20 protein-coding genes and 3 tRNA genes are annotated in these 24,186 nt (G+C 63.8%); 15 read left to right on the top strand and 8 right to left on the bottom strand.

All coding sequences use genetic code 11. The features are described from left to right. Nucleotides 1–50: 50 nt before the first annotated feature. Both ACO054_RS07875 and ACO054_RS07870 read left to right on the top strand, forming a co-directional pair. Nucleotides 51–407 (top strand): hypothetical protein, encoded by a 357-nt coding sequence (locus ACO054_RS07875; RefSeq protein WP_421709884.1) that lies wholly within the window; start codon nucleotides 51–53, stop codon nucleotides 405–407. Nucleotides 408–521: 114 nt separating this feature from the next. Beyond that, a complete protein-coding gene (locus ACO054_RS07870) occupies nucleotides 522–1,082 on the top strand; it encodes a PAS domain-containing protein (RefSeq protein ID WP_421709883.1) in 561 nt (186 codons plus the stop codon). Between the two features lie 61 nt (nucleotides 1,083–1,143). Here the strand turns inward: ACO054_RS07870 and glnA are convergent, their stop codons facing one another. From glnA to ACO054_RS07855, 3 genes are all read right to left on the bottom strand, one after another. Beyond that, nucleotides 1,144–2,553 carry a type I glutamate--ammonia ligase gene (gene glnA, locus ACO054_RS07865; protein ID WP_421709882.1) on the bottom strand — a complete coding sequence of 470 codons (1,410 nt, stop codon included), beginning with the start codon at nucleotides 2,551–2,553 and terminating at the stop codon, nucleotides 1,144–1,146. A 157-nt stretch (nucleotides 2,554–2,710) separates the two neighbouring features. Beyond that, nucleotides 2,711–3,049 (bottom strand): P-II family nitrogen regulator, encoded by a 339-nt coding sequence (locus tag ACO054_RS07860; RefSeq protein WP_421709881.1) that lies wholly within the window; start codon nucleotides 3,047–3,049, stop codon nucleotides 2,711–2,713. Between the two features lie 271 nt (nucleotides 3,050–3,320). Further along, nucleotides 3,321–4,448: a pyridoxal phosphate-dependent aminotransferase gene (locus ACO054_RS07855; protein WP_421709880.1), complete on the bottom strand. Its 1,128-nt coding sequence runs from the start codon at nucleotides 4,446–4,448 to the stop codon at nucleotides 3,321–3,323. Nucleotides 4,449–4,819: 371 nt separating this feature from the next. Here ACO054_RS07855 and ACO054_RS07850 point away from each other — a divergent pair. After that, a tRNA-His gene (locus ACO054_RS07850) sits at nucleotides 4,820–4,896 on the top strand. 71 nt (nucleotides 4,897–4,967) lie between these two features. On the opposite strand, the gene ACO054_RS07845 is transcribed toward ACO054_RS07850, so the two are convergent. Next, nucleotides 4,968–5,786, bottom strand: a complete 819-nt coding sequence (locus ACO054_RS07845; protein ID WP_421709879.1) for a hypothetical protein — start codon at nucleotides 5,784–5,786, stop codon at nucleotides 4,968–4,970. A 271-nt stretch (nucleotides 5,787–6,057) separates the two neighbouring features. Here ACO054_RS07845 and ACO054_RS07840 point away from each other — a divergent pair, with 271 nt between their 5' ends. Together ACO054_RS07840 and ACO054_RS07835 are read left to right on the top strand one after the other, a co-directional pair. Further along, the gene (locus ACO054_RS07840; RefSeq protein ID WP_421709878.1) at nucleotides 6,058–7,320 is read left to right on the top strand and encodes an SPOR domain-containing protein; all 1,263 of its coding nucleotides are present in this window, start codon (nucleotides 6,058–6,060) and stop codon (nucleotides 7,318–7,320) included. Between the two features lie 8 nt (nucleotides 7,321–7,328). Then, complete coding sequence (locus ACO054_RS07835; RefSeq protein WP_421709877.1) at nucleotides 7,329–8,111, top strand: HpcH/HpaI aldolase family protein; 783 nt, start codon at nucleotides 7,329–7,331, stop codon at nucleotides 8,109–8,111. Between the two features lie 49 nt (nucleotides 8,112–8,160). Here the strand turns inward: ACO054_RS07835 and ACO054_RS07830 are convergent, their stop codons facing one another. Together ACO054_RS07830 and ACO054_RS07825 are read right to left on the bottom strand one after the other, a co-directional pair. Then, nucleotides 8,161–8,496 (bottom strand): hypothetical protein, encoded by a 336-nt coding sequence (locus ACO054_RS07830; protein WP_421709876.1) that lies wholly within the window; start codon nucleotides 8,494–8,496, stop codon nucleotides 8,161–8,163. Continuing rightward, complete coding sequence (locus ACO054_RS07825; protein WP_421709875.1) at nucleotides 8,496–9,815, bottom strand: sulfite oxidase; 1,320 nt, start codon at nucleotides 9,813–9,815, stop codon at nucleotides 8,496–8,498. Before ACO054_RS07825 ends, ACO054_RS07830 begins: the two co-directional genes overlap by 1 nt. Before the next feature lie 213 nt (nucleotides 9,816–10,028). Between ACO054_RS07825 and ACO054_RS07820 the strand changes: the two genes are divergently transcribed. Both ACO054_RS07820 and ACO054_RS07815 read left to right on the top strand, forming a co-directional pair. Further along, nucleotides 10,029–11,552 (top strand): NAD(P)H-hydrate dehydratase, encoded by a 1,524-nt coding sequence (locus ACO054_RS07820; protein WP_421709874.1) that lies wholly within the window; start codon nucleotides 10,029–10,031, stop codon nucleotides 11,550–11,552. Between the two features lie 95 nt (nucleotides 11,553–11,647). Then, complete coding sequence (locus ACO054_RS07815; protein ID WP_421709873.1) at nucleotides 11,648–11,908, top strand: hypothetical protein; 261 nt, start codon at nucleotides 11,648–11,650, stop codon at nucleotides 11,906–11,908. A gap of 44 nt (nucleotides 11,909–11,952) precedes the next feature. On the opposite strand, the gene ACO054_RS07810 is transcribed toward ACO054_RS07815, so the two are convergent. Then, a complete protein-coding gene (locus ACO054_RS07810) occupies nucleotides 11,953–12,819 on the bottom strand; it encodes a LysR substrate-binding domain-containing protein (RefSeq protein WP_421709872.1) in 867 nt (288 codons plus the stop codon). A 199-nt stretch (nucleotides 12,820–13,018) separates the two neighbouring features. Here ACO054_RS07810 and ACO054_RS07805 point away from each other — a divergent pair, with 199 nt between their 5' ends. From ACO054_RS07805 to ACO054_RS07770, 8 genes are all read left to right on the top strand, one after another. Beyond that, complete coding sequence (locus tag ACO054_RS07805; RefSeq protein WP_421709871.1) at nucleotides 13,019–15,526, top strand: 1-deoxy-D-xylulose-5-phosphate synthase N-terminal domain-containing protein; 2,508 nt, start codon at nucleotides 13,019–13,021, stop codon at nucleotides 15,524–15,526. A 134-nt stretch (nucleotides 15,527–15,660) separates the two neighbouring features. Then, a tRNA-Leu gene (locus ACO054_RS07800) sits at nucleotides 15,661–15,745 on the top strand. A 114-nt stretch (nucleotides 15,746–15,859) separates the two neighbouring features. Next, nucleotides 15,860–17,359: a trigger factor gene (gene tig, locus ACO054_RS07795; RefSeq protein WP_421709870.1), complete on the top strand. Its 1,500-nt coding sequence runs from the start codon at nucleotides 15,860–15,862 to the stop codon at nucleotides 17,357–17,359. Between the two features lie 225 nt (nucleotides 17,360–17,584). Next, nucleotides 17,585–18,250 (top strand): ATP-dependent Clp protease proteolytic subunit, encoded by a 666-nt coding sequence (locus ACO054_RS07790; protein WP_421709869.1) that lies wholly within the window; start codon nucleotides 17,585–17,587, stop codon nucleotides 18,248–18,250. Nucleotides 18,251–18,476: 226 nt separating this feature from the next. Continuing rightward, nucleotides 18,477–19,745 (top strand): ATP-dependent Clp protease ATP-binding subunit ClpX, encoded by a 1,269-nt coding sequence (gene clpX, locus ACO054_RS07785; protein WP_421709868.1) that lies wholly within the window; start codon nucleotides 18,477–18,479, stop codon nucleotides 19,743–19,745. A 247-nt stretch (nucleotides 19,746–19,992) separates the two neighbouring features. Further along, nucleotides 19,993–22,401: an endopeptidase La gene (lon, locus tag ACO054_RS07780; protein WP_421709867.1), complete on the top strand. Its 2,409-nt coding sequence runs from the start codon at nucleotides 19,993–19,995 to the stop codon at nucleotides 22,399–22,401. Between the two features lie 372 nt (nucleotides 22,402–22,773). Beyond that, nucleotides 22,774–23,046, top strand: coding sequence for an HU family DNA-binding protein (locus ACO054_RS07775; RefSeq protein WP_119165750.1), 273 nt, complete (start codon nucleotides 22,774–22,776; stop codon nucleotides 23,044–23,046). Nucleotides 23,047–23,340: 294 nt separating this feature from the next. After that, nucleotides 23,341–23,416, top strand: a tRNA-Val gene (locus ACO054_RS07770). 75 nt (nucleotides 23,417–23,491) lie between these two features. On the opposite strand, the gene ACO054_RS07765 is transcribed toward ACO054_RS07770, so the two are convergent. Beyond that, nucleotides 23,492–24,127 (bottom strand): flavin reductase family protein, encoded by a 636-nt coding sequence (locus tag ACO054_RS07765; RefSeq protein ID WP_421709866.1) that lies wholly within the window; start codon nucleotides 24,125–24,127, stop codon nucleotides 23,492–23,494. Nucleotides 24,128–24,186 lie beyond the last annotated feature (59 nt).

The following is a 24,186-nucleotide window of genomic DNA, read 5'->3' as shown; positions in this document are numbered from 1 at the left end:
ACGATCTTCGGCAGTCTGCCGGCATGCTTATCAGGTTATCCAGGTTGATCGTGGCGACGAGCCTTCTGTTCGCGCTCTTCAGCGACCTGCCAGCCCTTGCCGGCCCGGCCGACGTGGTCGCCGCGCGACTGTCGCCTCAGAGCGACGGCCGCTTCACGGCGGAAGTCACCGTTCGCCATGCCGATACAGGGTGGGAGCATTACGCCGACCTTTGGGAGGTTCTGACGCCCGCGGGCGATCTGCTGGGCGCACGCACGCTCTTCCATCCGCATGTCGAAGAGCAGCCTTTTACGCGCTCCCTCCGCGATATCGAGATCCCGCCTGAGATCGAGACGGTGGTGATCCGCGCACGCGACTCCCTGCACGGTTTCGGCGGCGCCGAGCTGACGGTCGAAGTTCCGCGCTAGAGCAAGCGGCACGCGACTCTGCGGCCTGGATCCCCGCCTATGTCTAATGACGCTGTCGCCCGCCGGTCGCATGACCTATTCTCGCCTTCGAGTGCCTGAACGGACATTGTGACGGTGAGCACCCCTGGCTGGACGCAACGCTACGGTCTGGAAACGGGCCGTTCGACTCTGATCCGGGTTGGGCAGGTGGCCAGCCCGCGGGTGCAGTATCTCTACCGCTATTGGTCCGGGCAGGCCGACCAGGACGGCCTGATGCCACGTCAGGCTTTCGATCCGGTCGATCTGGGGAGCCTGCTCTCCAATGTGCTCTTCATCGAGGTGGCGTCGAACCCCTGCGATCTAATGATCCGCGTGGCAGGGCAGGAGATCGAGGAACGCTACGGCCGGTCTTTGCGCGGCAGGTCGATTTTCGAGACCTTTCCCCTGGTTCGACGCAAGGATACCTCGCATCAGTGGTGCGAGATCTTGGCCGATCGTCAGCCGAAGTATCGGCGCGGGCCGATGGTCTTTCCCAATGATCGCGTGTTCGAGGCAGAGCGGATCATGTTGCCCCTCTCCGCCGCGGGAGAGGGCGACGCAGAGGAAGTCGCCTTCATCCTGGCTGCCATCTTCTACCGACCGCTCAGTCCGGAGGACGTTGAGCTGACGGCGATCTCCGCGACCCTCATTCCCTGACTGGATCGGAAGAAAAGGCGCGAAGGCGAGAGATCGCCTTCGCGCCAGCTTCTTCGGCTGGCTAGGCCGAGTAGTACATCGAGAACTCGACCGGATGCGGGGTGTGCTCGAAGGTGTAGACCTCCTCCCACTTCAGCTCCAGATAACCTTCGATCTGATCCTTGTCGAAAACGTCGCCCTGACAGAGGAAGTCCATGTCGTTGGCCAAGGCCGCCAGAGACTCGCGCAGGGAGCCGCAGACCGTCGGGATGTCCTTCAACTCCTCGGGCGGCAGATCGTAGAGGTTCTTGTCCATCGGATCGCCCGGGTGGATCTTGTTCTTGATGCCGTCCAGACCGGCCATCAGCATCGCGGAGAAAGCCAGGTAGGGGTTGGAGAGGGCATCGGGGAAGCGAACCTCGACGCGCTTCGCCTTCTCGCCGGCTCCGAAGGGAATACGGCAGGAAGCCGAGCGGTTCCGGGAGGAGTAGGCCAGCAGGACCGGGGCCTCGAAGCCGGGGATCAGCCGCTTGTAGCTGTTCGTCGTGGAGTTGGTGAAGGCGTTGATCGCGCGGGCATGCTTGATGATGCCGCCGATGTAGTAGAGCGCGGTTTCCGACAGGCCGGCATAGCCGTCGCCGGCGAACAGCGGTTTGCCGTCCTTCCAGATCGACTGGTGGCAGTGCATGCCGGAGCCGTTGTCGCCCATGACCGGCTTCGGCATGAAGGTCGCCGACTTGCCGTAGGTGTGGGCCACCATATGGACCACATACTTGTAGATCTGCATGGCGTCGGCCTGTCGCAGCAGGGTGTCGAACTTGATGCCCAGCTCATGCTGCGACGGGGCGACCTCGTGGTGATGCTTCTCGACCTCGAGCCCCATCTCCTTCATGACCGAGACCATCTCGGCGCGCAGATCGGTTCCGCTGTCGATCGGGGGAACGGGGAAGTAACCGCCCTTGATGCCCGGACGGTGGCCCAGGTTGCCTTCCTCCAGCGCCTCGCCCGACATGTAGGGACCTTCCTCGCTCTCGAAGCGGAAGAAGGTGTGGTTCATGTTGACGCCGAAGCGCACGTCGTCGAACACGAAGAACTCCGCCTCGGGACCGAAGAAGGCGGTGTCGCCGATGCCGCTCGACTCCATGTAGGCCAGAGCCTTGCGGGCGGTCGAACGCGGGTCGCGATTGTAGGGCTGCCCGGTCGTCGGATCGGTCACGTCGCAGGTCAGGATGAGCTGCGGCTGCGCCGTGAAGGGATCCATGACCGCCGAGCCGAGATCGGGCTTGAGGTTCATGTCGGACTCGTTGATCGCCTTCCAGCCGGCGATCGACGATCCGTCGAACATGATGCCGTCGTTCAGCATGTCCTCGTCGACGGTGTCGACGTGCTGCGCGACGTGCTGCCACTTGCCGCGCGGGTCGGTAAACCGGAAATCGACGTACTGCACGCCGTTTTCCTCAATCATCTTCAAAACGCTCTCGACGTCGGACATAGCTCTCAAGCCTTTCCTTGTTGTCCTCTCGTGGATCCTGAAGGGCATCTGTTTCTTTTTCTGCTGATCCGAACCTGGGCGCCCTCAACCCAAACTTCGGATTCGAGATTTGCTGAGAAATCGGCACGGCTGCGCCGAGCCATCTGCCGTTGAGACGTCAGACGGCTTCGACGCCGCGTTCGCCGGTTCGGATACGGATCGCTTCGTCGACGCTCGACACGAAGATCTTCCCGTCGCCGATCCGACCGGTGTGCGCGGCCTGCTGGATCGCCTCGACGGCGCGTTCGACCAGGTTGTCGTCAAGCACGACCTCGACCTTCACCTTGGGCAGGAAGTCGACGACGTACTCCGCGCCGCGATAAAGCTCGGTATGGCCCTTCTGGCGCCCGAACCCCTTTGCTTCGATCACGGTGATGCCCTTGATGCCCACCTCGTGCAGGGCTTCCTTCACCTCGTCGAGCTTGAAGGGCTTTATGATCGCTTCAATTTTTTTCATGGCCTCTTTGGATGTTCGTTATGCCGCTAGGGAAGGAGCCCGGGTGGGACGTTGACGGGGAAGGCCCTCGCGATCCGGCGGGTCCGCCAGTTCGGAAGGTTTGACGGTTCGGCGGCGCGGTCGAAGCGCCGCGCGCAAAGTTGCATTAAGCAGAGATCGTGCCAATCGCTACCTTAGGCCGAACAGGGTTGATTTGCCTCGGGAAAAGGCAGAGTGGCATGAAAAGAGATGCCTAAAAATCAGGCAGACTGCCGTTACTCTAGTCAGACCGTCAGTCGACTCCCTGCTCGCTCAGAAGCGTGCCGATCCGCTCGATACCGCTGCGTAGATTTTCCGGCGAGTTCGCGTAGGAGATTCGGAGGTAGCCTTCGCCTAGAAGGCCGAAGGAGGTGCCGGCCAGGGTCGCGACGCCGGCGTTCTCCAGAAGCGCTGTCTCCAGTTGCTTCGCCGGCATGCCCGTGCCGGTGATGTTCGGAAAGGCATAGAAGGCGCCGCCCGGTTCGACGCAGGTGACTCCAGGCAAGGCGTTCAGGCCCTCCACGACCTGCCGGCGGCGCGCGGCGAAGGCCGCGCACATCTGCGTCACAGCCTCCTGCGGGCCGGTCAGGGCGGCCAGCCCCGCGAACTGCGCTGCCGCGTTGACGCAGGAGAAGGAGTTAATCGCCAGACGAACGGCCGGTTCGATCAGGCTGCGCGGCCAATAGGAATAGCCGAGACGCCATCCCGTCATTGCGAAGGTCTTCGACCAGCCGTCGAGCAGGATCAGCCGCTCGTCCAGGCCTTCGTAGGCCAGAAGGCTGGCGTGCTTGCGACCGTCGTAGAGCAGGCGTCCGTAGATCTCGTCGGACAGCACGGCGACCTGCGGATGTTCCTGCAGGCCGGCAGCCAGGCGGTCCATCTCCGACGCGGGCGTGACGCCGCCGGTCGGATTGGCTGGGCTGTTGATAATCACCAGGCGCGTTCGCGGGCCGATTAGGGACAGCGCTTCCTCGGCGGAGAAGGCGAAGCCATTGGCCTCCCGAAGCGGAAGGGGAACCGGTGTGGCGCCACTGTACTCGATCAGGGACCGGTAGATCGGAAAGCCCGGATCGGGATAGACGATCTCGACGCCCGGCTGACCGAACATCAGGATGGCGAGAAACATCGTGACCTTGCCGCCAGGGACGATCAGCACCCGCTCCGGATCGAGGGGGCGGCCGGAGCGCGATTCCAGATCCGCCGCCACGGCCTCGCGGAGCTGCGGCAGTCCGGCCGCCGGCGTGTAACCGTGGTGGCCGTCATGCAGCGCCTTGATGGCCGCCTCGACGATATGGGGCGCCGGGGCGAAGTCGGGCTGGCCGATCCCCAGATTGACGATGCTGCGCCCCTCGGCCTCCAGCGCCTTCGCGCGCGCCAGCACCTCGAAGGCGCTTTCCGTCCCAAGGCGCGCGAGAGCGGGCGTCGGCTGCAGACCGCCCCCCGGTAGGTCGAGAGACTGGGACGGAGTCTGGGCTGAGGAAGGTCGCGGGGCAGGCGAAGGTCGGGGGGCAGGCGAAGGTCGGGGGGTGGTCATGGCGTAAGAGGGCTCGCTCTCGGTCACTGGTTCGGAGCGCGAGCCTAGAGCACGACGGCTGTCGCTGGAAACGCTCTGTGGGCCTACGGCTGGTCGAATGCTCACCGGCTGAGGTGCGCGAGCGCTGATGCGATGGCCGCGCTTGACGCCCGGTCGTCGGCCCGCTTATTTACCGCGCTCGCGTCGGTAACGGCTTTGGCCGCGACGCCGCCTCGGTGGTGGCTGTAGTTCAGTTGGTTAGAACGCCTGGTTGTGATCCAGGAGGTCGCCGGTTCAAGTCCGGTCAGCCACCCCATTTCTCCCAGCGTTACGATCCGCCCGATCTTCGGAAAGCCTGCTCGGTCGCGGCCGAGCCGATCCGCAGTCTCAGAACTTCATGCTCCACTCGGCGCGCGCCGAGTAAGTTTTGATCTCCGGCGTGGTCTCGCTCCGCAGCAGCAGCCGCCCCGGGCCGAGCGGGGTTGCGTAGCCGAAGGACAAGCGTTCGACGCCCTCCGGGTTGCGGGTTAAACCTGCGCGCAGGCGGTCACCCTCGATAAAGGCCCCATCACCCCGGAAAGCCAGCTCGGAGGTGAGGCGGGTCCGCCGGTCGGCAGCCGCCATATCGGTTTCGGCCTTGCCGCCCATCTCGAAACGCAGCCAGGGACGAAGATCGAAGCCGGAACTGGCCCCCAGGATCCGTCGGCCCGCCGCGCTGGCACCGAGTTGCAGAACGAGATCGGCCAGCCTGTCCGTCACCTGCAGTTCCCCGGCGAAAATCTCACCGGCTTCCGGGTTGGTGCCCGCGGCGAGTGCCAGACGGGCGGCACCCAAGGCGGTGCTGACGCCCAGCGAGCGGCTTTCCGCGAAAAGGTTGACCAGGGCGTTGCGGGCCGACGCTGTCAGAGCTCCAGGCGCACCGAACAGCCCGGACAGCTGCCCGTCGAAGGCCGCCTTCACTGCGACGGCTCCGAAATCGAAGCCGGTCGAAACACCCATCAAATCCGTATTCTCGGCTTCCGTCAGTCTGAGCCGCGCTTCCAGCGGGCCGAGTTCCGACGATAGGGCGGCCCCGTGATCGAGCGGCTGTAGGATCAAGGGGGCGACTTTTGGATCTGCGACGGCTGCCGTCATCGTCGCGGTCATCAGGAGCAGGACGCCCAAGATCAGGCTTAAGCCACCGCTGATAAAGATGCGGAAAGACACGGCGCTGGCTCCGGCGAAGATAGATTACATTGCTTCCTAAGTTATCTGAAAATGGTTAACGCTTGATTGATGCAAGTCACAGCTTGGCCCCAAAATTGCCCCTCTTACGAGGAGGCAAGTTCGATCGAATCAGTGGTTTTGGGTTTTGCGCCAATGAGTTGGCGCTCGAAGAGGTGCCTCGGCGCCGATTGCGGCTTGGTCTGCTTGCCGCGGCGCGCAACGCGGAGCTAGCCTTGACGAGCAAGAAAGCGGAAAGCGGCGGACCGGAAAGATGAAGAAGCGCAAGCGGCGTCAGGTTTGGCGGCCGCACTTGGCGGCAGGGTTTCTCCTGATTGCCGCGGCATTGGTCTCTTGGTCGTCCGGATCCGAGGCGCAAGGCCCAACACCGAACGAAACCCAGGTGTTTCGCGACGGTCTCGCGGCTTTCGAGGCCGGAGACCCTCAGGCTGCCTACGACATCTGGGCGCCGGCCGCGGTCGCGGGGGAGCCCCTGGCCCAATATGGCCTGGGCAAACTCTACGAAACCGGCGGTCCCGGCTTTGCGCCCGATCTCGAACAGTCCGTGACCTGGTATGAAAAGGCGGCGGGGCAGGGGGTCCCGGCTGCCCTCAACAACCTCGCGCGCTTCTACGCCGAGGGCCGCGGTGTGGAGCGCGATACGGACCAAGCTCTCCTCTTCTGGTCCCAGGCGGCGCGCCTCGGTCATCCGCACGCTCAATACAATCTCGGCCTCGCGCTCTTCCGTGGCGAATGGCTCGAACAGGACCAGGCAGGCGCTGTCCAGTGGTTCCTTCAGTCGGCCGCCGCCGGTCTGCCGGAGGCCCAGTTCGCTGCCGGACAGATTTTCGAGCGCGGTATTCACCGCGACATCGATTTGTCGCGCGCAGCGGAGTGGTACCGACAGGCGGCGGACCAAGGGCATGTCGCCGCAGAGCAGAGCGTCGAGCGTTTGGCGCCGGCACTCGCCGCCCAGCAAACACCTCAAGCAGTTCCCATACCGCAAGCGGATCCGCCGGTTTCGGAGGCGGTAGCACCGACTGCCTCAGGTCCCGAAGCGACCCCGCGCGGTTCGGTATCCGAGGCGACAGAGACCCAGACGGCCAGTACCGAGACGGCCGACAGTCAGACGGCTGTCAGTCAGACGGCGGACGTTCCACCTCCACTCCCGCCTCGGCGCCCGGAGGCCAGTTCGCCCAACGCTTCCGAGCCGGCCGACGGCCAGTCGTCCGAACAGGTGGCGGAGCGGACGCCCGCCAACGCGCCGCCAGTCCGGACCAGCAAACCGTCGCCGCAAGCCGGTCCTTGGCGCGTCTGGCTGGGGTCGGCAAGCAGCGGTGCCGAGGCCGAAGGTCTCGCGTCTCAGCTTGTTGCGGCAGGCCCGGCGCTGAGGGCCGATCAGATCGAGGCGACGGCGGCCGGGAGCGGCTTCCGTCTGCTCGCCGGGCGTTTTTCGGACCGCGCAGACGCGCAGACCCTGTGCGAGAGCTTGCGCCGGCAGACTCCCACGGTTTTCTGCGTTCCTGTCGAGGACTAGGCGGGGGCATGCAGGCTTACGGCGACCTTAAAGCCCGCCTTGCCGCCGGTTTGCCCTGCTTCGGCGTCTGGTGTCAGCTCTACGCCTCCATGGCGAGCGAGATTCTGGCGGAGGCCGGCTTCGATTGCCTGATGGTGGATCTGGAGCACGGCGCAGGGTCCTACAGCGATGCCGTCGCTCAGTTCCAGGCGATCAAGGGCACCGGCTGCGCGCCTCTGGTGCGGGTGCCCTGGAACGATCCCGTGGCCATCAAGCGGACCCTCGACATCGGTGCGGCGGGCATCATGATCCCGGCGCTCTCCACTCCCGAGGAAGCAGTCGCTGCCGTTGCCGCCTGCAAGTATCCGCCGGAGGGGGTGCGAGGGGCCGCACCGGGGATCGTTCGGGCCACGACCTTCGGCCTGGGCGCCGAAGACTATTTGGCCGGTATCAACGAAAAGCTGCTGACCATCGGACAGATCGAAACGCGACGCGGGGTCGAGGCGGTGGAGGAGATCGCCTCCGTCGAAGGGCTCGATCTTCTTTTTATCGGGCCGATGGATCTTTCGGCCGATGTCGGACTGCTGGGGCAGACGGAGCATCCCAAGGTGCAGGAGCTCATTGAGCGGGTCGAAACCGCAGCGTTGGCGGCCGGGAAGATGCTGGGCTCGATCGTTTTCCCGGGGCGTTCTGCCAAACAGCTTCTGAAGCGCGGCCACCGATTGGTGATCGGCCATGCGGATGTTGACTTCATTCGCGACGGCGCCTTGGCGGCCCTAACGGAGCTTCGTGGCTTGTCGGCCGAAGTGTAGTTCCCCCGAGGGGAAGCCTTTCAGCCTCCCCTCGGGGCGTGACGTTCGATCAGTTGTTGGTGTGGCCCTCGTTGTAGTTGGCCTCCAGGTAATCGAGAATCTCGTTGCGCGTGACCTCGTCCAGGTCGGCCATGCCTTGTTCCTCAATCATCCAAACCAGCACGTCGTCCCAGCGCTTTCTCGAGAGTCCCTGCTGGGTGACGATCGCCATGGAGTGGCAGGCCGAGCACATATAGAAGACCGTCTCACGCCCTTCGCCGGGGGGCATATCCTCCGGATCGTCGATGATCGCGGCCTGGCTGCCGCCGACCCCGAGAAGAAAGCCGGTGAGCAGTCCGGGGAGCAGCGCCTTGCGTGCGAGCCTGCCGAAACTTCTGACGGCCATCAGCTCGGCACACGCAGAGCGACGCGGTGCATGGCATTGTTGCCATAGCCGCGCGGGTTCCAGCCGACGGTGAAGGGTTGCTGCGTGCCGGCCTCGTCGGTCGCCCGCGCCCAGACTTCGTAGTACCCCTCAGACGGCAGGCGCACGACCTGACGCCAGTTCTGCCAAGCGTATTTGTTGGCCGGCGGGTCGAGTTCGGCGGCGATCCAGGTGGCCCCGAAGTCGATGGAGAGGTCGACACGCGCCACCGAGCGTTCGCCGGCCCAAGCATGACCGCGGATTCCAACGGTGCGGTTGTCCAACGGCAGCGTCGAATCGTTGCGCGGTGACGTGATGATCGACTTCACGGGCATGGATTCCATGATCCGCATGTCCTCGTTGGCGACCTCTGCGCCGGGTGCGACGGGAAAGGCAGGCATGCGGTAGCTCTGGCCGCCCATCTTCGGGCCGTCATGCACGTCGGCGCGAACCTGAATGCGATTGAGCCACTTCTGGGACGCGGAGCCCGGCCAGCCGGCGCAAACCGTGCGCACCGGGAAGCCGTGAAGGGCAGGGATCGGCTCGCCGTTCATCTCGAAGGCGATCAAACTATGGGGCTCCATCGCCTTCCAAAGCGGCACGCCCCGCGAGATCGGCAGCTTCTCCGGATCTCCGGAGAGATGCGGGTCGAGACCGAAGTGCCCGGTGTAGATCGCCGTGTCCTTGACGCCCGCGGCGCGCAAGACGTCGCCGTAGCGGACACCGGTCCAGACCGCGTTGCCGATGGCGCCGACCGTCCACTGGTTGCCGCGTGCCGGCGGATTGAAGGCGCTGCGGCCGTTGCCGCCGCACTCGAGCTGAAGCGAATAACTGACTGTTTCAAAATCATTCCTGAGGTCGTCGAGGGATAGCTCAAGGGGAGTCTCGACCTCACCGTCCACGGTCAGGGTCCAGTCGCTTGCATCGCCGTCGATGGCAAACTGCGGCACCAGCCCGTTGTTTCGGATGAAGAAACGGTCGTTCGGAGTGATCGCGTCGTCCAGCAGATGCGCCGGCGTCTCGGCGTTGATCGGCCGGTCGTTCAGAAGCGTCAGGCCGTCCTTCGTCTCGAACAGCATGCCTTCGTCGCTCTGCGCGAGCGCTTCGGGAATAAGACCGGAGGGCATGTTGCGATGGAAGGGGATGGCTGCTCCCAACACGGCGCCCATGGTGGCCAGGCCGGCGCCCTTCAGAAAACCGCGTCTGTCGCTGTGCGCGACCCGCCCGAACACCAGGCGGTCTGCCCGTTCCGGATCTTCTTGGTAGAGTTCGAAAAGACCGCGTTCCTTCTTGTCGGTCATAGCGCTGCATCTCCTCCAGTTTTATTCGCCTACAGCCGAAGGCCTGTTTTCATATACGCAAAGGGTGATGGGTCGCCGCGTCCTTGGCAAGCGCAATCCTTCGCTCTAAGCCCTTGGAATGATATGGTTTTGAAGGGTAGACGCTTGTTGCGCCGCACAACGGTCAGCGGCTGCCACAGGCGTCAGGCCGGATCCGATCAGGAGGATGTCCCCGTGAAGGCAGACGGACAGGTGCTGCTGACCACCGAGCAGATGGGCCGGGCGGATCAAGCGGCCATCGATGGCGGCGTCCCCGGCAAGGAACTGATGGCCGCCGCGGGAACAGCCGTGGCGCGGTGCGTGGAACGACGCTGGGCGCCCTGCCGTACCTTGGTGCTTTGCGGGCCTGGCAACAACGGCGGCGACGGTTTCGTGGCGGCCCGGCTGCTGGCCGCTGCCGGCTGGCCGGTGCGCGTGATGCTGCTTGGCGAGCGAGAGCGACTGCGAGGTGACGCAGCGCATCATGCCGCGCTTTGGGAGGGCGAGGTCGAGCCGATGACGGAGGCAGGCGTCCTGGCTACCGTCGACGACTGGGCCGAGTTGGTCGTCGATGCCCTGTTCGGAGCAGGTCTTTGCCGACCGCTGGAGGGCGTCGCCGCGGCAGCGGTCCGAGCGATCGCGGCAAAGAGCCTGCCGAGCATCGCCGTGGACGTGCCGAGCGGGCTTTCGGGCAACAGCGGCCGCCCTCTTGGCGAGCTCTGCCTCACGGCCTCGGCGACCGTCACCTTCTTCCGCAAGAAACCGGGTCACTTGCTGTTGCCCGGCCGGCAGCTCTGCGGGGATCTGGAGGTCGCACAGATCGGCATCGCCTCCACGGTGCTGGAGGAGATCGGGCCGGCCCTCTGGGAGAACGCGCCGCCTCTCTGGAGCAACGGTCTACGCTGGCGTCAGCCTCTGTCGCACAAGTACGACTTCGGGCATCTGCTGATCGCCGGTGGCCGCGTGATGGCGGGGGCGAGCCGGTTGGCCGCCCGTGCTGCCTTGCGCTGCGGCGCCGGATTGGTCTCGCTGGCCGTCGCGGACGCAGCTCGCGGTCTCTATCAGCAAGGTCTCGACAGCTTGATCGTCCTATCGGCCGATACGGCGGGCGCCTATGCGGAGTTGGCCGCAGATCGGCGCAAGACCGCGTTGCTGCTCGGGCCGGGTCTGGGGACGGACCGAGATGCGCGAGACTGGGTGGAAGCCGCGCTGGCCAGCGGCAAGCCGACCCTGCTGGATGCCGATGCCCTGACCTGTTTCGCCGCGGCGCCGAAGGAACTGGCCGCTCTGAGGCGCGGCCCTCTGATCGTCACGCCTCACGAGGGCGAGTTCGCGCGGCTGTTCGGAGAGCGCGACGGCGATCGGTTGGAACGGGCGCGCCGCGCCGCTGAAGAACTGGGCGCTACCGTGGTGATCAAGGGCTACGACAGCGTTATCGCGGCGCCGGACGGACGCGCCGCCATCAACGCCAACGCGCCGCCGGAGCTGGCGACCGCCGGGTCGGGGGACGTCTTGAGCGGTGTTGTCTCGGGCCTTCTAGCCCAGGGACTCAGGCCTTTCGAAGCCGCTGCCGCAGGCGTCTGGATGCACGGCCGCGCGGCCCAGGGAATCGGACCCGGGTTGATCGCGGACGACCTGCCAGAGCGTTTTCCCTCTATACTTTCAATTTTACACAACAACGTCAGGCTGTGGGTTGAAAATACATCTATTCCGAGTTAACCAATAATTTAGAAGCTGTTTTGTAGAAATAGCATCGGTGGAGTGCTGGGCTATGCGCAACCTGAGCAAGAAAAGGGGGAAAGAGCGTGAGCCTAATGGAATTTGTAGGGGGTCTCGTGGGACGCGGCCCTCGCTGGCAAGATAAGATTTGCGAGGGAGCGATCTTCCGTCGGCAGAGTCCGAGCGGGATCGTCGAAACGGCGCGCGTGATCGAAGTGGTGCCCGATACTCAGGGCATCGCCCACGTGCACTACGACTTCCTGGTCGCCAAGAACGATCACCGCTTCATCGATGAGCGGAGGACTCTGAACATCGTGACCTTTCAACAGTCCTTCGGTCACGCGATCGAGCGCTGACCGCGCGACGAAGCCGTCACTTCTCGACACCTGCGGTCAGACCGCTAGCGAGGGATCTCAAGCGCCTGAACGATGTGATCCGCAAGGCGCTGCGCCGCCGGAGACAGGCTTGGCGCCCGTAGCAGCGCAATCTCCGTGTCGGCCAGATCGGGAAAGCCGCCTTCGCCGTCGAGCACCCGCAGGCCGCTGGCGACCATGTCCTTCGGCAGCACGGTAACTCCAAGTCCCGCCTCTACGACTGCCAGCGTACCGGCCAGCGACGTGCTGGTATAGGCGATCCGCCAGGGGCGGCTGGTCGCGTCCAGCGCCGAAAGCGCTCGTTTCCGATAGACACAAGGCTGCGGCGACAGCACCAAGGGCAGGGGATTGCCGCTCTCCGCCGAGCCGTAGTCGAAGCCGGTTCCGCCGGTCCAGACCAGGGGTTCGCGCCACACCCGCTCGCCGGCACTGGGGCCTTCCGGATCACGTTTGATCAGCACGAGGTCGTAGTCGCCGCGTTCAAAGCCCTCGTTCAGCAGAACGGTGAGCTGGCAATGGACCTCCAGCGCGACGCGTGGATGACTGCGGGCGAAGTCGGCGAGCACACGCGGAAGCCGGTGAGTCGCGAAGTCCTCCGGCGTTCCGAGCCGCACCACGCCCTCGACTTCCGGCTCGGCAACAGCCTCGCGGGCCTCTTCGGTCAGTTGCAGGATGCGGCGGGCATAACCGAGCAGGCGTTCGCCCTCGACTGTCAGGGCGATCTGCCGGCTGTTCCGGTCCAGCAGCCGCTTCCCAAGAGTGTCTTCCAAACGTTTGATTTGTAGAGAAATCGTGGACTGGGTCCGGCCCAGCCGTTCGGCGGCGCGGGTAAAGCCACCGAGTTCTACGATGGCCACGAAGCTGCGCAGGATGTCCAGGTCGAGCGGCGCCATGTCATCTGTTCATGCAATCGTTGAGCGTCGATCCATTTAGCAACCGAATGCAACGAAGAGAAGACGTTGTTCCGGTCTTCCCTTGCCAAACGCTACCTTCGTGTTTCGTGAGGGCTCGTGTTGCGTGAGGACTATCGCTTTCAGGACGGGGACGACACTATAAGCGCAATTTGGACCTAGACAGATGAGATGCGCCTCCATGACGCCGCCCAGCAGTAGCCGAACCGCCCTCTCTCTCGACCGTGTCGAAACCGCTCGAAGCGAAGAAGACCATGGCCAGGGCGATCTCTCGGGGACCGTTGTCGACAGCGAGGCGTTGGACCTGTTGCGGGCGCTCGAGCGGAAGATCCTCTGGCTCTCAAGCTGGACGATCCACAACGCCAATCATCTGCGCGAGTCGCGCGACGGCCTGAAGGTCGGCGGGCATCAGGCGTCCTGCGCGTCTCTGGTCACCCTCATGACGGCGCTCTACTTCGAGATCCTGCGCCCGGAGGACCGGGTCGCCGTGAAACCGCACGCCAGTCCCGTCTTCCACGCGATCCAGTATCTGCTCGGCCATCAGGAGGTTGAGAAGCTCCAAAGCTTCCGGGCCTACGGTGGAGCCCAGTCCTACCCTTCGCGCACCAAGGACACGGACGACGTCGACTTCTCCACCGGCTCCGTCGGTCTGGGAGTAGCCATGACCTCCTTCGCCAGCCTGGTTCAGGACTACGTGGCCCTTAAAGGACTGCTGCCGGAGGGACGGCAGCCGGGCCGGATGGTCGCGCTGGTCGGCGATGCCGAACTGGACGAGGGCAACGTCTACGAGGCCTTGCTGGAGGGCTGGAAACACGACGTCCGGAACGTCTGGTGGATTATCGACTACAACCGGCAGAGCCTGGACTCCGTCGTGACCGACCGCCTGTTCGGGCAGATCGACCAGCTGTTTCACACCATGGGCTGGCGGGTCGTGACCGTGAAGTACGGCAAGGCGCTGCAGAGCGCCTTCCGGCAGCCGGGCGGGGCGGCGCTGCAACAGTGGATCGACGACTGTCCGAACTCGCTCTATTCGGCTCTGGTCTATAAGGGCGGCGCGGCCTGGCGCGAGCATTTGCTGCGGGATCTCGGCGACGAACCCGGCTTCCGCGAGCTGCTGGCCTCTCACGACGACGAGGCTCTGCAAGCGCTGATGACCAACCTGGGCGGACACGACATGGTGGCCGTCCTAGAGGCCTTTCGCACTGTCGAGGCGGAGACGCTAGCCGGTGACGACCGGCCGACCTGCTTCCTGGCCTATACTATCAAGGGGCACGGTCTACCGTTCGCGGGCCATAAGGACAACCATGCCGGCCTGATGAATCCGGACCAGATGGCCGCGTTCCAGGTGGCCAACGCTGTGCCCGAAGGCCAGGAGTGGGACCGCTTCGCGGGGCTTGCGCTGCCGGCCGAACGCTTGCAGGACTTCCTCGATCGAACCCCCTTCAATGCCGAGGGCCGCCGCCGCCACGCGGCGCCATACCTCGAGGTGCCGCCCCTGCTGGAGGCCAAGGCGGAACGCCTGTCCACGCAGGAGGGTTTCGGGCGCATTCTCGCGGAGCTGGCGCGTCAGGACAGCGATCTCGCGGATCGTCTCGTTACCACCTCGCCAGACGTGACAGTCTCGACGAACCTCGGCGGATGGGTCAACCGACGGGGCATTTTCGACCGTCACTCTCGCGAGGACGTCTTCAAGTCCGAGAAGGTCGTCTCCGCTCAGCGCTGGGGCATGTCGCCCGAGGGGCAGCACCTGGAGCTGGGGATTGCCGAGAACAACCTCTTCATTCTGCTGGCGGCGCTTGGGCTCAGCCATTCGCTCTTCGGTGTGCGCCTGCTGCCGATCGGCACGCTCTACGATCCCTTCATCGCCCGAGGCCTGGATGCGCTCAACTACGCCTGCTACCAGGACGCCCGCTTCATTGTGGTCGCCACGCCGTCGGGCCTCACGCTGGCGCCGGAGGGAGGCGCGCACCAGTCGGTCGGAACCCCGCTGATCGGCATGGCGCAGGACGGACTGGCGAGCTTCGAGCCGGCCTACGTCGATGAGCTGACGGCCCTGCTGCGCTGGTCCTTCGACTATCTGCAACGCGATGCGGAGCACCCCGGCAGCGACGCCCTGCCGGGAACGGACTGGCTGCGCGATTCCAGCGGCGGATCGGTCTACCTGCGCCTTTCGACCCGCAGCCTGGCGCAACCCGATCGGGCCATGACGCCGGAGCTGGCGCGCGACATCGTCACCGGCGGTTACTGGATCAAGCCGCCGGCGCCCGGCGCCGAGCTGGCAATCGCCTACAGCGGTGCGGTGGCGCCGGAGGCCTTGGCCGCCTGGGAAGAGGTGGTCGAGGAAGTGCCGGGGGCCGGGCTTCTGGCGGTGACCTCGGCGGACCGTCTGAATGCAGAATGGTCGGCCGCTGAACGCGCAAGACAGCAAGGTCTCGGCACGGCCTCCAGCCACGTCGAGCAGTTGCTGGCGCCGCTCGCGTCCGATGCCGCCTTAGTGACGCTGCTCGATGGGCATCCGGGCACGCTCGCCTGGCTCGGCTCCGTGCGCGGCCAGAAGGTGCAGGCGCTGGGTGTGGAGCACTTCGGCCAGTCGGGCGACATTCCCGATCTCTATGCCAAGTATCGCCTCGACAAGGAGGCGATCCTCGACGCCTGCGCCGCCGGTCTGGTGGCGCGTTTTCGCGCTTAACCTCGTAGCCGCCGGCTCGCTTGTCGCGCGGAAACTGCGCGTGCTATAGCTCCGCGCCCTTTCGCGAGGAGGGGTGGAAGATTAACTATCGAAACGGCTCGCGGCCTCGGCTGCCGGGCCGTGGCCGGTGCGGCGCGGGCGTGGCGGAATTGGTAGACGCGCCAGGTTTAGGTCCTGGTGGCTTCGGCCGTGGGAGTTCAAGTCTCTCCGCCCGCACCATCGCCGGAGCTTCAACCCTGTCTAGCAGCAGGATGCGACCCGAGGTTGGCGCCGGACCGCGCGGCCTTACGAGACCCATAGCAGAGTTCGCCAGACGAGAAGGCCGAAGAGCAGATGCAGGTTACCGAGACGAGCAGCGAAGGGCTGAAGCGCGAGTTCACGATCACGCTCAGCGCTCAAGATATCGACGGCAAGGTGGACGACCGCCTGGCCGAGCTGGCGAAGACCGCGCGCATTCCGGGCTTTCGCCCCGGCAAGGTACCAGCGACTCTGATGAAGCAGCGGTACGGTCAGGCTGTTCTCGGCGAGGTTCTCGAGAAGGCGCTGCAGGATTCCAGCCAGCAGGCGTTGACCGAACGCAACATCACGCCGGCACTGCAGCCGAAAGTCGAGGTGACCAAGTACGAACAGGGTGAAGACCTCGAGTACAAGATCGAGGTCGAGGTGATGCCCGAGATCGAGCCGATGGACTTCTCCGGCGTCGAGATCGAGCGGATCGAGGTCGCGGTTCCCGATCAGGAGATCCAGGAGACTCTTGAGCGTCTGGCTGGCCAGCAGAAGAAGACCGAGCCACTGACCGAAGAGCGAGCCTCCCAGTCCGGCGACGTGGTGGTGATCGACTTCAAAGGCTCGGTCGACGGCGAGACCAAACCCGGCATGGAGGGGGAAGACCATCACCTGGAGCTCGGCTCGAACTCCTTCATCGCCGGCTTCGAGGACCAGCTGATCGGGCTGAACAAGGGCGACGAGACCACGGTCGACGTCACCTTCCCGCAGGAGTACGTGAACGACGAACTGGCCGGCCGGGAGGCCAAGTTCGAGGTCAAGGTCAAGGACATCCTGGCCGCGCAGCCTATTGCGATCGACGACGAGATGGCCAAGGCCTATGGCTCGGAGAGCCTGGAGGACCTCACGACCAAGGTCCGCGACAGCCTCGGCCAGCAGTATCACGAGCTGACCCGCAATCGCGTGAAACGCCAGCTGCTCGACCAGTTGGCGGACGGACACGACTTCACCGTTCCGGCCGGTATGGTCGATCTGGAGTTCGAGCAGATCTGGAAGCAGGTCGAGCAGGATCGCCAGCAGGGCAAGGAAGATCCCGACGACGATGGCAAGGACGAGAAGACTCTCAAGCAGGAGTATCGCGACATTGCCGAACGCCGCGTGCGCCTGGGTTTGCTTCTGAGCGAGGTTGGTCGCCGTAACGAGATCGATGTCAGCCAGGACGATCTGAACAAGGCCCTGATCCAGGAGGCACAGCGCCACCCCGGGCAGGAACGTCAGGTCATCGAGTTCTTCCAGAACAACCCGCAGGCTCTCGCGAACCTGCGTGCACCGCTGTTCGAGGACAAGGTGGTCGATTTCATCCTCGACCTGGCGAAGGTCTCGGTCCGCAACCTTTCGCCCGAGGAGTTGAAGGCGGAACTGGAGGCCGAAAGCGGCGAGAGCGAGTCGGGCGAGACCAAGGCCGGCGACGAGAAGCCGAAGAGCAAGGCGGCGCCGAAGAAGAAGGCGGCGCCGAAGAAAGCCGCGCCCAAGAAAACGGCGGCGAAGAAGACGACCGCCAAAGCCGACAAGTCGGCCAAGAAGGCGGACGACTCTTCGGAAGACTGAAGGATACGAGGTGGAGAGCGTTTAGCCAAAAAGCGAAGAGCCGGGGCCAAAGGGAGGTAGAACCGGTCGCCCCGGCTTGAGCGGCTCGACGGGCTGGCCTATATCGCGGGTTCCGACGCGCGACGAAGCTGCAGGGCGGCCGCGGCGCGCACTTCCCGAAGTATTGATTTCAAGTGCCTGATCGAGCCCAACCACGGCTCCCGAACAGGCGAGGCAGGAGCGACCATGGGCGAACGCGATCCTCACGATCTCTACATGAACACCCTGGTGCCCATGGTGGTCGAGCAGACCAACCGTGGCGAACGCGCGTATGACATCTACTCGCGGCTCCTGAAGGAGCGAATCATCTTCATCACCGGTCCGATCCACGATGCCGTCGCAAGTTTGGTGTGCGCGCAGCTGCTGCATCTGGAATCGGAGAACCCCAAGAAGGACGTGGCGATCTACATCAACTCGCCGGGCGGCGTGGTAACCTCCGGTCTGGCGATGTACGACACCATGCAATACATCCGTCCGGAGGTCTCGACGGTTTGCATCGGCCAGGCCGCCTCTGCCGGATCGCTGCTGCTCTGCGCCGGCGCGCCGGGCAAGCGCTTCGGTCTCCCCAATTCCAAGATCATGGTCCACCAGCCGTCTGGAGGCTTCCAGGGGCAGGCGACCGACATCGAGATCCACGCCCGTGAGATTCTGGCCACACGGCAGCGGCTCAACGAGATCTACGTGCATCACACCTCGCAGGAGATCGGCGTGATCGAGGACGCGATGGAGCGTGACCGCTTCATGACGCCGCAGGAGGCCAAGGAGTTCGGCCTGATTGACGAGGTTGTGAACAAGCGTCCCTCCGTCCTGGACGACGCGAGCAAGGACGAGAAGAGTGAGGCGGACAGTTAGAAGGGGCAATTCTAGAGGAATTTAACCATATTAACCCTTGGGCAAGGCGCAGGAGTCACAGTGTCGCGACCGCTTCAGTGAGCCCCTTGGATGGTTCGAATTTCTGCCCCACGTCTGTTGGTGACTGTCATCGTCTTGCCACTGAGGCGGCAGTTTGACGTTGTGCCCCCACGGCGCGTCTGTCTAACATGATCGACGCGGAACCAAGGACGCGTAAGCGAGCATCATGAGCAAGTCGAGCGGCTCCGATTCGAAGAACACCCTGTATTGCTCCTTCTGCGGCAAGAGCCAGCATGAGGTGCGGAAGCTCATTGCCGGGCCCACCGTGTTCATCTGCGATGAATGCGTCGAGCTCTGCATGGACATCATCCGCGAAGAGCATAAGACGACGCTGGTAAAGTCGCGTGAGGGCGTTCCGACGCCGCGCGACATCTGTGGCGTCCTGGACGACTACGTGATCGGTCAGCAGCATGCCAAGCGGGTGCTGTCCGTCGCGGTCCATAACCACTACAAGCGGCTGGGCCACGGTTCGAAGGGCAACGAGGTCGAGTTGGCGAAGTCCAACATCCTGCTCGTGGGACCGACCGGTTGCGGCAAGACGCTGCTCGCACAGACCCTGGCGCGCATCCTCGATGTACCCTTCACAATGGCCGACGCGACGACGCTGACCGAAGCGGGCTACGTCGGTGAGGATGTCGAAAACATCATTCTGAAGCTGCTGCAGGCCGCCGACTACAATGTCGAGCGCGCGCAGCGCGGCATCGTCTACATCGACGAGGTCGACAAGATCAGCCGGAAGTCGGACAACCCCTCGATTACCCGCGACGTGTCGGGCGAGGGCGTGCAGCAGGCCCTGCTCAAGATCATGGAGGGAACTGTCGCCTCGGTGCCTCCGCAGGGCGGACGAAAGCATCCCCAGCAAGAGTTCCTGCAGGTCGACACCACAAACATCCTGTTCATCTGTGGCGGTGCCTTCGCTGGGTTGGACAAGATTATCGCTCAGCGCGGCAAGGGATCCGCCATCGGTTTCGGCGCCGACGTGCGCGGTCCGGATGAGCGGTCGACCGGCGCGATTCTGCGCGAGGTCGAGCCCGAGGATCTGCTGAAATTCGGCTTGATCCCGGAGTTCGTCGGCCGGCTGCCAGTCGTCGCGACGCTTGAGGATCTGGACGAGGACGCTCTGGTCGAGATCCTGACGACCCCGAAGAATGCCTTGGTGAAGCAGTACGAGCGTCTGTTCGAGATGGAGAACGTCCATCTGAACTTCACCGAAGATGCACTGCGTGCCGTGGCGAACAAGGCAATCGCCCGCAAGACCGGCGCACGCGGGCTACGATCGATCATGGAGGGCATTTTGCTGGATTCCATGTTCGATCTTCCCGGTTACGAAGGGGTCGAAGAGGTGGTGATCAACCGGGACGTCGCCGAAGGCCGCGCATCGCCGCTGCAGATCTACGCCGACCGTCGCGAGGACGCCAGCGGCACCAGCGCCTAGGCGCACCGCCCGCTTCGCCGGAGTTGATTGCGGTGAAGCCCACCAGGTATTGGGGCGCGTCGCCTCGCTAGCACTATCTATAGGGTCACTCTGTCGGACGGGAATCGAGCGCGGGCTTGAAACGGCGCCTTTCCGCAGACACTTTATCGCTTGAACCGATCGGCCGGCATCGCTGCTCGACTACGGGGAGCCGGCCGCCACCTGACGGTGCCCGTATTGGGGCCGTCCGTAACATTCGCGAGGTCACATGCTCGAGCTTGCCCAAGGCAACCTCTACCCCGTCCTGCCGCTGCGCGACATTGTCGTTTTTCCGCACATGATCGTGCCGCTGTTCGTCGGGCGCGAGAAGTCCGTGAAGGCGCTGGAAGACGTGATGAAGGACGACAAGCAGATTCTGCTGGTCACCCAGAAGAATGCTGCACAGGACGATCCCAGTCCGTCGGACATCTACCAAGTCGGCACGGTCGGTACCGTACTGCAGCTGCTGAAACTGCCGGACGGGACGGTGAAGGTTCTGGTCGAGGGCGGCCAGCGCGCGCGCATCGCCCGCTTTGGGGATAACGACGAGTTCTTCCAGGCCTATGCCGAGGTGCTGGAAGACGACCGTGGAGACGAGCGCGAGTTGGACGCGCTCGGGCGTACGGTCGTGTCTCAGTTCGAGCAGTACATCAAACTGAACAAGAAGATTCCGCCGGAGGTGCTGGTGTCGATCAATCAGATCGACGAGCCGAGCAAGCTTGCGGATACCATCGCCAGCCATCTCACCCTGAAGATTCCTGAGAAGCAGGAACTTCTCGAGGCCGAAACCGTCACCGAGCGTCTCGAGAAGGTCTACGGATTCATGGAATCCGAGATCGGTGTCCTTCAGGTCGAGAAACGCATCCGGAATCGCGTTAAGCGCCAGATGGAGAAGACTCAGCGCGAGTACTACCTGAATGAGCAACTTAAGGCGATTCAGAAGGAACTCGGCGAGAGCGAAGACGGCAAGGACGAGGTCGCCGAGATCGAGGAGAAGATCGGCAAGACCAAGCTGACCAAGGAAGCGCGCGAGAAGGCACTGGCCGAAGTCAAGAAGCTGCGCTCCATGAGCCCGATGTCCGCCGAGGCAACGGTGGTGCGGAACTATCTCGACTGGATGCTGTCGATCCCCTGGAAGAAGCGCAGCAAGGTCAAGAAGGACCTGAAGCTGGCGCAGGAGATTTTGGACCGGGATCACTACGGTCTCGAGAAGGTCAAGGACCGCATCGTCGAGTACCTCGCCGTTCAGCAGCGAATGGCGAAGGTCAAGGGTCCCATTCTGTGCCTCGTCGGACCGCCGGGTGTCGGCAAAACCTCCCTCGGCAAGTCGATCGCCAAGTCCACCGGCCGGAACTTCGTACGCATGTCCCTCGGCGGCGTACGTGACGAGGCGGAGGTTCGCGGCCACCGGCGCACCTACATCGGCTCCATGCCGGGCAAGGTGATCCAGGGCATGAAGAAGGCCAAGACCTCAAACCCGCTGTTCCTGCTCGACGAGATCGATAAACTGGGCGCCGACTGGCGCGGGGATCCGTCGTCCGCACTGCTTGAGGTCCTGGATCCGGAGCAGAACGGCACCTTCCAGGATCACTATCTGGAGGTCGACTACGACCTGTCGGACGTGATGTTCGTCACCACCGCCAATACGCTGCGCATGCCCCAGCCGCTGCTGGACCGCATGGAGGTGATCCGCATCCCCGGATACACCGAGGATGAAAAGGTCGAGATCTCGAAACGGCATCTGCTGCCGAAGGTGATCGAGAGCCACGGCCTGAAGGACGGCGAGTGGTCGATCACGGACGACGCGCTGCGTGACGTCATCCGCTACTACACCCGCGAAGCCGGTGTCCGAAATCTGGAGCGCGAGCTGACCGGACTGATTCGAAAGGCGGTCAAGGAGATCGCCATGGAGGCGGACGTCCAGACTGTCGAGGTTACGCCCGAGACGCTGGACAAGTACGCTGGCGTACGTCGTTACCGCTACGGCGAGGCGGAGACCGAGAACGCAGTCGGCGTCTCCACCGGTTTGGCCTGGACCGAAGTCGGCGGCGAGTTGCTGTCGATCGAGGCAGTGACGGTCCGCGGCAAGGGACGCGTGGTGACCACCGGCACTCTGGGCGACGTGATGAAGGAGTCGATTCAGGCCGCCGAGTCTCTCGTGAAGAGCCGTGCGCCCGAGTACGGCATCAAGCCGACCATCTTCGAGCGCAAGGACATTCACGTTCACGTGCCGGAAGGGGCGACTCCGAAAGACGGCCCCTCGGCCGGCGTCGCCATGGTGACCGCGATCGTCTCCGTCCTGTCGGGTATCTCCGTCCGCTCGGATGTGGCCATGACCGGCGAGATCACCCTGCGTGGCCGGGTTCTGCCGATCGGCGGTCTCAAGGAGAAGCTGCTCGCCGCCCTGCGCGGTAACATCAAGACGGTGTTGATCCCGGGTGAGAACGAGAAGGATCTGGCCGACATACCGGACAACGTGAAGACCCAACTCGAGATCATTCCCTGCACGACGATCGATCAGGTCCTCGAGGTCGCTTTGACCGAGAAGCCCGCTCCGATCGAGTGGGACGAGAAGGACGAGGAGCCTCTTCGCAAGCGGGGCGACGGCGACGACCGTGACAACGTCCTGACGCACTAGAGCGCGATCGTCTTAGGTGGAAGCGTTCGGCTTCTACCTAAGACGTGACTGCTATTCTAGGCGAGTTCTCGGGAAGCTATTGTTTTGCAAGGGGCTGCTGCGGCAGCCCCTTGTCGCTTCTGCCGGGTTTCCAGGGAGCGGCGGTTTCGATTCGGAATCCGCTCGGAGTCGTGGCGATTCAGATATCGTGGAAGCGCGTCAAGCCCTCCGGAGGCGATTTTTTGCCCCCCAAATCACCCGAAAAACCGCTCGATTCCTAGTATTCTGGGGCCTTTCCACATTGACGCCCGAAACGGCCCGTGTTTATTGTCGCTGCCTCACGAACGACCCGTTCGAGAAGAGAGCTTTCCAGAACACTGAGGGGGGTTCAGCGTGAACAAGAACGAACTCATTGCTGCTGTTGCCGACGATGCCGGTCTGTCCAAGGCCGATAGTGAAAAGGCGGTGAATGCCGTTTTCGATTCCATTACCGGTGCCCTTAAGACAGGCGACGAAGTCCGTCTGATGGGCTTCGGCAACTTCTCGGTTGCGCAGCGCGCGGCCAGTGAGGGACGTAACCCTCGCACCGGCGAGAAGATCAAAATCCCTGCGTCCAAGCAGGTCAAGTTCAAGGCTGGTAAAGGCCTCAAAGACTCCGTGAACTAAAGCGAGACTCGGTCCGTTCGGCGCGCGGCTTCGTGGACGGGTCGCCCAGGGTTCGCAGCGCCGAGACAAAACGGGACGATGGCGGCGAGTTTCGCAACAAGCGACTCGCCGCCTTTTCTATGTGGCGCAGCGTCGGACTCCGACATGGTCTTGTCGCGTCGAGTGCCACAGTGACGAGTGAATTCGTTTGGAGACTGCGAAGAAGGTTCCGTCGCCCGACCGGAAGGTCCGAAGCCGTTCGGGCGCACTGACGCGAGGGTCTGCATATAGGTCTGCATATGCGAGGGCCCCTGCGGGCGGTTAGCTCAGCTGGAAGAGCGTCCGGTTTACACCCGGAAGGTCGGCAGTTCGAACCTGTCACCGCCCACCAGGTCTTTCGCGTCGAGAGCCCGCTCGATGCGAAACTTCAGACGACTGCGTCGCTGCTCTACGAAGCCCCAACGCCTCACGGCGCCTGAGCGCCCTTCGGTCGTTCAATCGCGAAGAGACTCTCGACGACGGTGTAGTCCATGTAGCCGAGACGTGCGATCGGCTTGTATCGAGTCGGGTCGACCATTCCGTCGGATGTGACGGCCGAATCGGCAATGTGAATTCCAACCACCTGCCCGAAGACCACGAAGTTGCCTCGCATGGTCCCCTCGGCGGGGAACTCGACCGTCTGAAGATAGCGGCACTCCAACGAGACGGGTGCGTCGGCGAGACGCGGCGGTTTGACCTTCTCGCAGGGCGCCAATTTCAGACCGGCCACTTCCGCCTCGCTGACATCGGCGGGGAGGGGAGCGGAGGTCTCGTTCATCTCGCCACGCAGGTCCCAAGTCGGGACGTTGACTACGAACTCCCCCGTCTCCTCTGCATTGCGCTGGGAGTCCTTCACGCCGTCCTTCCGACTGGGTCCGTTTGGGGCGAAGAAGACGATCGGCGGCTGATCCGCGACGGCGTTGTAGAAACTGTAGGGGGCCACGTTGACGATGCCGTCTGCTGACAGACTACTGATCCAGGCGATCGGTCGGGGCGCGACCAACGCCTTGAAGGGGTTGTACGGCAACCCATGGGCCTTGTGCTGATTGGGCTCGATGAACACGATGGTTTCTCTCCTGAAGCGGCAGACGCCATGAACGCAACAGATCTGTGTTGCTTGCG

Origin of the sequence: Algihabitans sp., assembly GCF_965226985.1 — a bacterium.
Lineage (GTDB): Bacteria > Pseudomonadota > Alphaproteobacteria > Kiloniellales > DSM-21159 > Algihabitans.
This window is presented reverse-complemented; position numbering and strand designations above follow the sequence as displayed.